The sequence below is a fragment of the Paenibacillus sp. 2TAF8 genome (assembly GCF_052114825.1).
Classification (GTDB): Bacteria; Bacillota; Bacilli; order Paenibacillales; family Paenibacillaceae; genus Paenibacillus.
Map to the genome: position 1 here is coordinate 437,335 of NZ_JBFRFN010000002.1, position 12,690 is coordinate 450,024.

General features: G+C 45.9%; 8 protein-coding genes. 2 read left to right on the plus strand and 6 right to left on the minus strand.

Annotated features, from left to right (window positions below):
* Nucleotides 1-12: 12 nt before the first annotated feature.
* From AB4Z30_RS04020 to AB4Z30_RS04035, 4 genes are all read right to left on the minus strand, one after another.
* A complete protein-coding gene (locus tag AB4Z30_RS04020; RefSeq protein WP_441923515.1) occupies nucleotides 13-936 on the minus strand; it encodes a helix-turn-helix domain-containing protein in 924 nt (307 codons plus the stop codon).
* A 141-nt stretch (nucleotides 937-1,077) separates the two neighbouring features.
* Entirely contained in the window at nucleotides 1,078-2,076 is a 999-nt protein-coding gene (locus AB4Z30_RS04025; protein WP_441923517.1) for a Gfo/Idh/MocA family protein, read from the minus strand.
* A gap of 243 nt (nucleotides 2,077-2,319) precedes the next feature.
* On the minus strand, nucleotides 2,320-7,560 hold the full coding sequence (locus AB4Z30_RS04030; RefSeq protein WP_441923519.1) for a S8 family serine peptidase: 5,241 nt from the start codon (nucleotides 7,558-7,560) through the stop codon (nucleotides 2,320-2,322).
* Nucleotides 7,561-8,302: 742 nt separating this feature from the next.
* Nucleotides 8,303-9,760, minus strand: a complete 1,458-nt coding sequence (locus AB4Z30_RS04035; protein WP_441923521.1) for an alpha-L-fucosidase — start codon at nucleotides 9,758-9,760, stop codon at nucleotides 8,303-8,305.
* A 119-nt stretch (nucleotides 9,761-9,879) separates the two neighbouring features.
* Here AB4Z30_RS04035 and AB4Z30_RS04040 point away from each other — a divergent pair, with 119 nt between their 5' ends.
* Both AB4Z30_RS04040 and AB4Z30_RS04045 read left to right on the plus strand, forming a co-directional pair.
* Nucleotides 9,880-10,716 carry an AraC family transcriptional regulator gene (locus AB4Z30_RS04040; protein ID WP_441923523.1) on the plus strand — a complete coding sequence of 279 codons (837 nt, stop codon included), beginning with the start codon at nucleotides 9,880-9,882 and terminating at the stop codon, nucleotides 10,714-10,716.
* 87 nt (nucleotides 10,717-10,803) lie between these two features.
* Nucleotides 10,804-10,941, plus strand: a complete 138-nt coding sequence (locus AB4Z30_RS04045; protein ID WP_441923525.1) for a hypothetical protein — start codon at nucleotides 10,804-10,806, stop codon at nucleotides 10,939-10,941.
* 143 nt (nucleotides 10,942-11,084) lie between these two features.
* Here the strand turns inward: AB4Z30_RS04045 and AB4Z30_RS04050 are convergent, their stop codons facing one another.
* Together AB4Z30_RS04050 and AB4Z30_RS04055 are read right to left on the minus strand one after the other, a co-directional pair.
* The gene (locus AB4Z30_RS04050) at nucleotides 11,085-11,378 is read right to left on the minus strand and encodes a DUF3817 domain-containing protein (protein WP_434751315.1); all 294 of its coding nucleotides are present in this window, start codon (nucleotides 11,376-11,378) and stop codon (nucleotides 11,085-11,087) included.
* Between the two features lie 210 nt (nucleotides 11,379-11,588).
* Nucleotides 11,589-12,557, minus strand: a complete 969-nt coding sequence (locus AB4Z30_RS04055) for a LacI family DNA-binding transcriptional regulator (RefSeq protein WP_441923527.1) — start codon at nucleotides 12,555-12,557, stop codon at nucleotides 11,589-11,591.
* Nucleotides 12,558-12,690: the final 133 nt, after the last annotated feature.

The following is a 12,690-nucleotide window of genomic DNA, read 5'->3' on the forward strand; positions in this document are numbered from 1 at the left end:
CATAAGTCACCCTCACTTTAGTATTGGTTGTTTCATTTTGCGAAAAGCCGACGGGGTTATCCCCAGACGTTTACGAAACACAGCATGTAAATAATTCGCGTTGTTGAAACCGGAAGCGAGAGCGATCTGTTCAATGGACTCGTTGCTCTCCTGTAGATTACGACACACCGCACCCAAGCGAATATCCTCCAGCACACGACTGAACGGCAAACCTGGCTGCATCTGATTAAAAATTCGTTGCAACTGGCGGCTACTAATATTCAGCTTCTCAGCAACTTGCTCCAGCGTCACTGCAGAAGCGTGATTAGCCTCCATATACTGAACGGCATATTCGTATCGGTACACCGTCATATCCCTTACGGGGGCTTCGGCTCGAATCCCGCCAGTATCATAAGCGCGAACCGTTTTTAGTAAAATGCTAACGACCAGCTGCTTAATCGAAGTATAATATCCGACCATCTTGTGGTCACATGCTTCATAGGCTTCTAGAAAACAGAGCATCGCCCGATGATAATCCTGAACCGGAACATGTGGAAGTGTTCTCAGTTTTTCCATTGTTTCCTCTGATTCGGCAACTTCCCATGGATCGACATGCTCTCTTGGTTTATGCACGATATCCACATGTAGACACAGTTCATCCATATCCTGCTCGGCATCGGCCTCCTGGTAATGGATAACACCCGGCCCGGTGAGATAGAGCATGCCTTCTGACAGTGCATGAGATTGCTCATCAATAATAACCTTGCCTTTTCCTTTAGGAATAAAATGAAACTCATACTCCGCATGGTTATGAAAATCGACAATCCGTCCCGCAGGAAACGTCGTCAAATGAAATCGCAGCACACGAATCTCGTAATGCCCCCATACCACGATAATATCAAGCCGCTCTAGGAGATCCTGCCGATCAAGCATTTTCTCATACGGGTACAGACTCAAGATACCTTCCTCCTTAGCGCCTTACAGGAAAAATTTATATAAGTTGAACTAAAGGTTTTACACAGTCCACTCCGTTAAAGTGTAAATGAATCTTTCAACTTATATAATCCAATATAATCCTGTCTAGCCAGATATCTAACTTTACAACTCGGTCAGCGCAATTCGTCTACCTTCCTTCGCTGAGCGATTGGCCGCTTCCATCAACCTAGTCAATTCCATCGCCATGTTGATGTTGACGCTGTCTTCTGTATCATGCTGAATGTGGGATACCCATTGATTGAATGCGCTTTCTACATTTTCAGCAACAGGAATCTCGGTCCAATCGGCATACTGTCCTTCCTCCGCTTTCGTGCGGATCAACAATTTTGGCTCAGGCGTGCCATATAACAACGTGCCCTCCGTGCCATGTATTTCGATTGCGAAAGGGGAGTGCGTGTTCACAAATCCAGCTTCGACTATCCCAATGGCCCCTGATGCTGTTGAAAGTGTTGCTACTGCGTTATCCTCAACTTCTTTGCCTGTGACATAACCAAAGTTTGCGTTCACGTCTATCACTTCCTGATTCAGAAACAATCGCGTTAAGTACATCGGGTGACAGCCTAGATCAATCATTGCCCCGCCCTGACAGTCCTGGAGACTATAAAAATGTTGCGGCAGCCAGTCCGTGATGGCTCCATCATGGGATAATCGTGCCCTCACGTATGTAACCTGGCCGAGTAAATCGCGCTTAAGCACATCTTGAATAGTGGCTGTATACCCTGCATAAAGACGCGGAAGAGAAACGGTCATTTTGACCCGGTTTGACTTAACTTCTCTCAGGATAGCATTGGATTCTACTTGTGTAGCAGCGATAACTTTTTCAGTAAAAATATGTTTGCCTGCCTTGGCAGCAGCCGTAATCACCTCTTCATGTAGACGTGTGGGAGCATCCACAATTACCGCATCAATGTCGTCTTGGGCGAGCATATCCGCAAGCGATGCATAAAAAGGCACGTTCAAACGATCAGCAGCTTGCTGCCCACGCTCCGGATCTTCATCCCACACGGCTGCCATCACCGTACCCTCATGTTCCTGTGCTTGCTTGATGTAGTCCCATGCATGAACATGCCACAAACTGATTTTACCGATTCGAATGGTCACGAATGTCTTCCCCCCATAGTATATAATATTCTGACAATGTATCTATAAGGTATCACATGATTCATCTATTTTTAATCGAAACTCACGACAATTCATATATAAAATTACGACATATAAATTCCTCTTTCAAAAGTGTGTGAACCAGACAAAAAAACAGCAAGCCCTGATTTCAGGCTTGCCGCTTCTAATGTAATAACTATCGCTATATTAAGTTTTCCTTACATCATCTTTTGTGCGTCCAGATTATGGTTCCACACTCTCAGTGGGACTAGAACCTGTATTGGTTTCTTCTGGTTTCACGTTCACCTCTGTCTGATCTTCTTTCTCTGAAGGAAGCTGCCCATCCACTTCTCCTTCTTGAGCGGTACGAACAAACAGTCGCCCGGCGGCTTGAGCCTCGGCTTTATTCCCTGCGGCATCCTGTGCCCGGATCACAATGACTCCACCTTCAAGCACAAGATTAGCAGGTGTTGTGTAGGAGCCTGTGTACACACCCGGTTCTGTCTCCACCAGAGGCACCTCTCCCGCACCGTCGGCGTTCAGATTCAGAGGCAATTGAACTCGGAAAGAGGCTTGCAATCCCGGTTTGCTTTTGAATGAAACGTTGACACTTTCTCCTGATGTAATTCGTACATCTTCGGCTGGTGTGATATCGGTAAGTTCAGGCACTTCCGTTTCCACATAAACTTTACGTGTTACTGTCGTTTTATTTCCGGCAAGATCGGTTGCCACGATTGTAATGATGTTTTCGCCCTTGTTCACCAGTACACGATGACTGAACTTTCTATCTCTGTCGACTTGCACGGTCTGACCATTCACGGTGACTTTGTCGAGGAATTGCTCCACCACGCTGCCTGTCACATGAACAACCTCGGTATTAATCCGACTTCCTTCCGCTGGACTGACAACGTTCACCTGAGGTTTGGTCTGATCAAGAATGATAATGACTGGAAGTGAACGATCTGTCGTTTTACCGTTAATAACGGCTTCTGCAGTAATCGCATTAACACCCGCGCGAAGCTTCACTCCATGTGAGAATTTCCCGTTATTTACGGTTGTTGTTCCTGCAGCATCCTTGCCATTGTAAAACTTGATCTGTGCTCCAGAAGCAGGAGATGTTCCAGCGATCGTAAAGGTGGACTGATTGGTATACGTATTCGCTGGTGGTGTAAGTACCGGAGCATTCACCGGATATTGAACCACCGCGCGGATCATGTAGTTACCCTCTTCAGCAGGCGAAGCACTCCATGCCCCGCTTACACGTTGCCAGCTTCGGGCAGCATAAGTCCCGTCCTCGTCCGTAGCCAGACCAGGAGCAGCTGTACCCGCCAAACTCTGAATATAAACGATGTAGAAATCACCTGTCACGATAATCGGCTCAGGGAACTCAACTGAAGTCCACTGATCGTTCCGCAGTGCCGTCCCATTGAACGGTCCGGCAAGCTTTTTGCCTGGTGATCCACCAGCGCCTGATGCATCATACACTGCGTATTGGAAAGCCGTACCTCCAGGCACTGGCCACTCCGTATTCCAGAATCGGAACGAAGCTCCCGTGAGTTGCGCTGTTTCAAGCTCAGGAGTCATTCGAACGGCCCACGCATTATCAGCAGCATTAAATGCTCTTGCATTCTCGGCTGTACCGTCGTCATAAGCAATTTCGCCAGGGAAACCGATAAATGGTTTCAAGGTGATGTTACTCTCTACCGTACCGTTGCCCGGTACAGTCACCGTAACTTTTTTGCTGTAATAATCCGCTGCCCGCACGGACAACGTATAACTTCCTTCCAGCACTTGGAGCGTAAAGCTTCCGTCTGCTCCTGTGCGAACCTCTGCTACCTTCGCATCCTCCTCAACGAGCACAGAGGTATCCGCTATAGGTTGACCAGAGCGCTCATCCTTAACTACCCCTTTGATCTGTCCATGAGGGATCGTTTCCAGATTGAAATTGGCTTTGGCTCCACCGCCATCCGTAATAGTTACTGTTTTCGTTTGCGGATAATAACCGTATGCTTCTGCTTTTAACGTATACTCTCCTGCAACATGTGTGAAGCTGTACTTCCCTGTAGACGAGTCTGTTTTCACAGAACGTCCGGTTTCAAGCACAGTAACGGTTGCACTAGCAGGCAGACTTTGTGGCTGAACTGAACCTGTTCCCGGTTTTAGGACATCAGGCTCCTGTTGTTTCGTCTGATTAAACGTTGATTTGTCTGTTCGAGTAACTTTATACCATGGATTATCATAATCCGGTTTAGGTTTGTCACTTGTAAGCACAACGGCTTCATCCTTTGTTACCGTTGGTGTAGCAATACCCAGTACACGGAAATCATCGATAAACCAACCTGTTTTCACCACACTGTTATCCGAGGTTAACCGGAAGCGGAATTGAACTTCATTCCCAGTCAGTGCGTTCAGTCCATAGAAGACAGGTGTCCACTGTTTTCCATTGGTATTATGCGAGAATTTGCCGAGTTCCGTCCAGGTTGTTCCTCTATCTTTGGTTGCTTCAACATAACCGAAATCATATCCACCTTCGATCTCATACCAGTGATTAAAGGTAAGTGTTGCATCAGTGGCATCCGTCAAATCAATCACCGGGGATACCAGCGAGTAGTTTGAACCATTTTCATACGTGTTGTCGAGATCGGTTGCCCACACATTAGGCGGAGATACTGCACTTAGAGGACCCGTCAACGGAATGCCTCGCTCCCACTCATCTTTGGTTCCGGCGTGCGTCCAGCCATTATCATCGTTTCCATCAAACGAATCGATATAAATATCTTCTGGCACCTCTACTGTAATGGAAACTTCATTCGATTTCTCACTTTCGTTACCACTATAATCGCGTGCCGCCACGGTGTAATAATACGTAGTATTCGACTCCGTAGTGGTATCCGTAAATGTGGTTTTCTTCACCGTACCGACAGCCTCATAACCGGAACCAGCCGTTTCAGAACGATAGACCACATAAGATTCAAGATCCTCATCCTCCGAACCCGTCCAGTTCAGGGTTACGTTACCCAGAATATCCGCTGTTGCGGACAACGCTGAAGGCGTTTCTGGAGCGATATCATCCAGTTCCTGCACTGCAAAGTCATCGATATACCAGCCAGCTTTCTGAACTGTAGCATCACTGGTCAGATTAAACTGGATGAACACCTGCTGTCCGGCATAATCGCGCAGGTCTACATACTGTGTTTTCCATCCACCGCTTGTTCCCGTGTAACTGAGTAGCTCCTCAAATACATAGTCGCTATCCTCAGAAGCAATGTATACCTTGCCAAAATCGAGATTATTCTCGAGGTCATACCAATGCTTGAAGGTTAACAGTGCACCTTCGGAACTTTCTGTCAGGTCAATAGGCGGAGCAAGCAAGTAGGCATTGCTGTTAGGCAAGTATGTGCCTTGAAGGTTCGTAGCAATGACTTTGTCACCTGAATAAGCAGCCTTCGGTCCGCTTACAGGTGCCCCCCAAACCCAGGTACTTCCTGTACCACCTGTAGTAAAGCCAAGTTGATCTGCTTCAAAATCCTGCAAATATCCTGGCTTCACTCCATTGGATACAGCAATGCTGTATACCGTGCTTTCGAAACCATTGTTGCCATAATCATTGACACGGATATAATACTCAACGCCCTCTGGCTCAATCAGGAAAGCTGGAATTGTCGCTGTGTAAGTACCTGCTTTCGTGTCTCCTTCAATCCGGTTCATTGGCAGGTAGACGTACTGCTTCGTTCCTTTGGTTCTGGCAAAAGCTTCAACGGAAACCACCGCTACATTATCTGTCACCTGTGCCGTTAAAGGAATATCCAGACCCGTAAACGCCGTATTGACTGGTGTGTGCTGCAACACCGGCTCTTCCAGATCATCTCCAGCTGTGACCACTCTTCCGGAGACGGTTCCGATGCCTTCCAGAACCGATCCAACCGCATCAAGTGCATTAATAATCCCATGACCATAACCGTTGTTCGGAGAGACAGGATACTTGCTATCGGTTCGCGGTGTAGCTGTATCCATGATGATCTGCTCCAGCTGGTCCACGTTAAGTGAATGGTTCGCTTGAAGCAGTAGTGCGGCGAGCGCCGTCGTATGCGGACCTGCCATGGATGTGCCGTTCCATCCACCTTCATATGTACCTCCAGGCACGGCTGAACGAATGTTTACGCCAGGGGCGGATACTTCTGGTTTGATCTCATTATACGGGGATGGTCCCAACAATGAGAATGAACCTAAATTGCCGTTAATATCGGTTGCTCCTGTAGCAAAACTCTCAGGATAGTTCGCTGGGTTCGCGACTGAAGCTGGGCCTCCCGGATTGGTCAAGGTTGTATTTCCTGCAGAGAATTCAGGGAAGATCTGGGCATCCCGCCAAGCCTGAACCATCGGTCTAAACCATTCGTCGAGTCCTGCTCCGCCGCCCCATGAATTATTTACAACATCCGGTGCCAGTTCAGGATGCAGGTTGCCTTCGGCATCCACTGGAGCGATGAGCCATTGTCCACCATCCAGAATAATGGCATCCGTGGTTTCCGGATTAAAAATACGCACACCAATCCATTTTGCACCTGGTGCAACGCCGATCTTATTGGTGCCGTTCGCTTCGGAACCCACCATCGTTCCCATGGTGTGGGTACCATGACCGTCCCCATCAGTAGGAAGAGTTGCACGGCTATGCGGATCGTACCAGCTTAACTCTGGATTAACGACGTTGCCTGAAGCATCCAGACCACGCCATTTACTGCGAAGCGCCGGATGTGTGTAATCCACGCCACTGTCCAGATTGGCAACCACGATACCTGTGCCGTCTATACCTCGTTCCCAAACAGCAGGCGCATTGATATAATCAAGGTTCCATTCTACATTTTCCGTCTGCTTCTTTACGCTCGAATCCGCTTCCTTGGTAGCTGTGCCTTGGGAAGCGGAGTCTTTCACTGCTGGCTGTTTGCTTACTTCCGCCTTATCCAGATATCGCGTTTCGTTAGGTAGAATTTTCTCTACCTCAGGCAGCAACGCAATTTGCTCCATCACTTCTTTGGTACTGGTCACTGCGAGTGAATTCACGATAAAATAACTTTTATATTCTTTGACCTTACCCAGGTCAATTTCCTTTTCCAGATAATTTTCGATCGAATATTGCGTCCGTGAGGCGGTTTCGCGAAGTGAACTCACTACAGAATTCCGCACAGACAGCTTAGTTGCCGAAGGTGTTTCTTTGGCAATCGTTGCTTTTTCCATCGCTTGTTTGGAAACAGCCTTGGTGTCCACCTGTTCCTTCATTTTGACAAGATAGGTTACATATTCGCTGCCTTCAAAGGCTTTGGTCAGCTTGGCATTCACTTTGGACGTTGAAATCTCAGCCCGGCTGGACTTCATATCGATTTTTGATGAGGATGAGTTCTGTGCAGAAACCGGAAGTGCCATTGAAAATGCAAGGAGAAGCGAGAGCCCCATGGAGACGGGCTTGCGTAACGGTTTTAATTTAATCAAACTTTTCCACTCCTTTTACCCGGCTTTATAGTTTGGTCTAGTGCAAGTACCCTTCTCTGTGAAAGAATTCAATCGTTGAGCTTCAGCAATCAAGTTAGAATCATAAGACACTCTGACTTACTTTTCTTTTCATTTCACATATTGCCTCACCTCCTTTACAGGTCTGGTTAGGAAAATTCAGGGAATTTATTTGTATAATTGGCCATAGGTCAAAATTATTGCGTGCAAAGAAATGTTTTCTTGGTGAGATGAGAACTCTTCGGCTGGGGTTGTACTTATTCGTGTGGGTCTGCATAAGTGAGAGACTGTGATTTCTATAAGTATTCATGTGGAGGTTATTCAGGAGCGTTAGCAGTAAGCTTGCCATGAAGTGGATAAGTGAATCTGGATGATGCATGCGGGTTGGATGGAAGAATACATCTTAAATTACATATAAAAGTTAAATTTAGGCTTAAATTGGATTTTATTGGTATAGTATAGATTCAAAGTTCGATACACACAAGACCTTTATTTGAAAATATTAGAAAATAAGTCTATATCATGCTTTTATAAGCCTTTTGTCTCTAACCTTACCTCCTACAACTTACGCAATCGCGCATAATTTAGGTTGTTTAACTTCAATATCAAGGTCTTTATACCCTCTGTAACTTTAAGAGCCACCCTCTTCTAATAAAATACAAAAAAGAACCAGCCTGCTCGCCACCGGTTCTTTCCACAATTAGATTCGTCCATGAAATCACACTTAATCCAGGTCAATTTTAAATACGACAGGTACATTGCTCGTCACACCCGTTGCGGTAATCGTTAATGCATCTTCATTTCGCTCCCAAGTCGGCTGCTCCTCATATCCCAGAATCTGAACTCTCTCAATGATGCCATGAAAATGCGAAGATCCTTCGCTCAGTGATTTAATGTGCACGATTCCATTATCCGGGTATACCATTACCGTGGCATACAGACTGCTGCCCTTCACCGTAAAGCGTATATCTTCACTTGTAAAAATCTTCGTATCCCCATCCGTGAACTGACCTTCCTTCACCTCTGTAGGCCCTTCACCATACGTACGCCAGTACGTGGTCTCGTAGATCGACTCTCCGTTCACTTCCAGCCACTTCCCGATACGTAGTAGAATATTGCGATCCTCATCTGGAATCGTTCCGTCTGCCCGTGGCCCAATGTTGAGCAGAAGACTTCCATTTTTACTGACGATATCCACGAGATCCCGGATAATCTCTTCTGCCGTTTTGTACTGGTTATTTTCCGTATAACACCAGGAATTCCTTGCAACTGCGGTATCTGTTTGCCAAAAATAAGGCTTCAGTTCCGCAAATTGTCCACGTTCCACATCAGGGACCGCCGTGCCAAACATGAATGCATCATGCTTGTAATTGATGGCAACCGGAATGCCCCATTCCTCGCCTTTATTGTAATAATACGCAGCAAATTTTTTGAGATACGGCTTGAACGCCACCGTATGAATCCACCAGTCAAAATAGAACACCCTCGGTTGATACTCATCTACCAGTTCACAGCATCGAATGAGCCAGTCCTCCAGAAATTCGTCCGAAGGCGGTGAGCCGTACAGGTCTTGAAAATCTGGCTCCGGCATGGCAGGCCAATAGAAATCCCCGCACTGCATCGGCTCTTGGATATCGGAATCAAATTCTTTTCCATGTGACATGAAAAACCAGTGTTCGGCACGGTGGGACGATACACAGAAGGTTAACCCCTGCTTCTCATAGGCGGCTTTCATCTCGCCAAGCACATCACGTTTGGGACCCATTTCATATGTGTTATAGTGAGAGATAGAACTCTTGTACATCTGGAAACCGTCGTGATGCTCTGCAACTGGCATAACGTATCTTGCACCTGCTTGTTTGAATAAAGCTGCCCATTCATCTGCATCGAACTTCTCTGCTTTAAACATCGGGATGAAATCCTTATATCCGAATTCCTTATGATTCCCATACACCTCAAGGTGGTGTTCATAGGCCTTGGAGCCTTGAATGTACATATTACGTGAGTACCACTCACTATCATAAGCCGGAACCGAATAAACGCCCCAATGGATAAAAACACCGAATTTCGCCTGCCGATACCAATCGGGAACGATGGATTCACGAAGTGAAGTCCAGTTATCCTTGAATTTCCCACCGGCAATTGTGGCATCGATATGTCGCAAATATTCATGTTTCTTCATGTGCTGTCCCCATCCTTTCCTGGTTGACTACATTTGTATTGTAGTGCGGCTGGATTCCGATGCACATGCAGAACATTAACGTTTAGATGGACGATAATAACCTTCAGGGAGATATGCTCATGGATCATCACACACTGCTGACCAACTATTTGTCCAATCTGCAAGTGGATCTGTTTATGGTGAACTATAACCGCTGCGGCCCGCATTGGAGAGATCTGGACTATACCCCGGACTATAGCAAGTTGTACTGGATTTGCGAGGGTGAAGGTTGGCTTAAAATCGGGGATGAGGAATATTATCCCAAGCCAGGACAGCTCGTTTTGATGCCAGAAGGGGTAAAGCAATCGTATTCCTCAATTAGTGACAAGCCTTTCCTCAAATATTGGTGTCATTTTTCCGCCAAAGTCGGGGGGATCAATCTGTTTCAGATTCTGCAATTTCCGCACGTGGTTAACGTGAGTCAGCCCGAACGATTTCAGGACATCTTTGACGTTGTGCTTACCTATGCGAATTCCAAAGAAGTTTACGCCCATATGATTGCCAAGAGTAAACTGACAGAACTGCTCTCCTATTACATCATGAACCTGGAACTGAACCAGATTACCTATTTAAACGCGCCTGTTGTTGAAAAATTGTCCAGCCTGCTTACCTATATCGATGCACATATCGAAGAGAACATGTCCGTTCAGGATTTGGCCCAGATGCTGCATATGCATCCGAATTATTTCATTCGTTTTTTCAAACAGCAGATGGGTATGCCCCCTATTCATTACATAACCAGCCGAAAAATAGACAAGGCCAAAGAGATGCTTAGCTGCACCTCTCTGACGATGACCCAAATTGCCGACAATCTCGGATTCAGCGATTCATATTATTTTTCCAGACAGTTCAAGAAACACACCGGGTTGAATCCGACAGAATATCGCAAACAGATGACTGTGATCGCCCCAACTTGAAAAGGCGCCTCAAAAAAAATTCCCACAAGTTTCAATTTTGGATTAAAATGGATGTGTGATTCATACTTGCAGAAAGGAGGTTCGCATATGACGAAGAAAACTTTTCTGCTTCTTGCTGCCCTGTTTGTTGTCTCCTCATTCTCTGCTTTTGCTTCGGCCGCACCATCAGACAATGGGTACAGTGTGTTAGCTGACCGAGAAACGGGAACCGTTAAACCCAAATAACGATTCATCGTTCCATGCTGGGCATCTGGGCACCCATCATTTATGCATTGGTAAATGTGCAATAAGCTTATACAAAAACAACCTCCTATTTTTGTTCAGGAGGTTGTTCACGTTACCTTGCATTTTGCGTGATGTGTTATATGTTATTGCCAGTCTCTTTTTCGAAGATACGACTCGAACACAAATGTTCCAAAAGGAAGCACCCCCGCCAATAAACCCATGATCCAAAGTGACACCTTCCACCTTTTGACCAAACCTAAATGTGCTAGTGCAATCAGATATAGAGGAAATAAAATACCATGAATCATACCCATTACAGCTACAGCTATAGAGATATCGGCAAAGTACTTTAACGGCATTGCAATAAATACAAGCAGCAGAAAGGATATGCCCTCCCAAATACCAGCAATTCTGAATCGACCTGTGACCGTGTTCATTCCGTTTGTTCTCACCTTTCCGCAAGATTGTTTGTGAAATATGTAACTTATGACATGACGCTTTACAACGCTGTATTTCATTCTCACACAACGTATGTAAGCCCTCTCCTAGTATAAAACATTAGCAAGATTCGAATTTACTTTAAATTTGAATAATTATTGAATAGAACCGATCTGTTTCACATCATTCCATATCCGTTACACTCACGCTTAAGTTGTTGATCGTTCGATCAACCGATATGCGAGTGATGTCGTCTTATGTTCCTCTTTTCCAAGTGCTTCCCACAAATGATAGAAAGCCTGCTTTGCTTGCTCTGCAATTGGATTATGAATCGTTGTTAGTTCGAGCACACGCGACAATTCAATATCATCAAATCCCACAATGGCAAGTTGATCGGGAACCCGTATGTTCTGTCTGCGCGCCTCACTCATGATGCCTATCGCAGCATAATCATTGGAACAGAGCACTGCTTGCGGTAGTTCGCCCCCGTTGGCCATTCGTCGCAAGGCTGTTTCCCCGTCGGATGAAGTGAAAACTGAATATTGATAAGCTTCACGCCAGACAGATAAACCTTTACTTGTCATATATGCCTCATATGCTTCGCGCCGGCTCTGTGTATTCAAACTGCCCCTGCGGCCAAACACATTGGCAATACGTGTGTAACCCTTGGACACCAGATGCTCCAGTGCCAACCTGTACCCTTGAGCCTGATCCATGGCAATGGAAGGAATCTCATCATTCCCCATGCGCTGCCAGGAGACCATCGGTCCATATTGCATATAAGCTTTCAATTCCCCCGGATCATTCACACAAGTCACGATTAATAAACCATCCACACGTTTACTCCGCAAATCCTCGAAGGCCTGCAGCTCAATTTGTTTATCACTGCGTGACATATATACAATTGTCTGAAATCCGTAGTCCATCGCGGTATCCATAAATTGGTTAATGAAGGTCAAACTAAGCTCATCAATCATCGCCGTTACGATCCCGATCTGCTTCGTCTGCCCCGTGGACAAAGATACCGCATTTCGGTTAGGTATGTAATCCAGCTCATTCATAATTTCGGTAATCACCCTTCTGGCTTCATCGCTAACATGAGGCGAACGGTTGATCACCCGGGATACGGTGGCTCTCGAATAACCGGAGCGTTTCATAATTTCATCAAATTTGGACATTCCGATGCTCCTTTCATGCGAACAAACACCAAATATAGTATGCCTCATCTCCTCTGCAAAAGTAAAACTTGACGTGTAACCCGTTACAACGTGTAAGCTTTTTTTGAGAGAAAATACTACTGTGAACGCAGCA

What these genes read in the sequence shown, in the direction of transcription:
- AB4Z30_RS04045 (WP_441923525.1), top strand. Translation starts at nt 10,804, where the DNA reads ATGACGAAGAAAACTTTTCTGCTTCTTGCTGCCCTGTTTGTTGTCTCC.
- AB4Z30_RS04035 (WP_441923521.1), bottom strand. Translation starts at nt 9,760, where the DNA reads ATGAAGAAACATGAATATTTGCGACATATCGATGCCACAATTGCCGGT.
- AB4Z30_RS04040 (WP_441923523.1), top strand. Translation starts at nt 9,880, where the DNA reads ATGGATCATCACACACTGCTGACCAACTATTTGTCCAATCTGCAAGTG.
- AB4Z30_RS04055 (WP_441923527.1), bottom strand. Translation starts at nt 12,557, where the DNA reads ATGTCCAAATTTGATGAAATTATGAAACGCTCCGGTTATTCGAGAGCC.
- AB4Z30_RS04050 (WP_434751315.1), bottom strand. Translation starts at nt 11,378, where the DNA reads ATGAACACGGTCACAGGTCGATTCAGAATTGCTGGTATTTGGGAGGGC.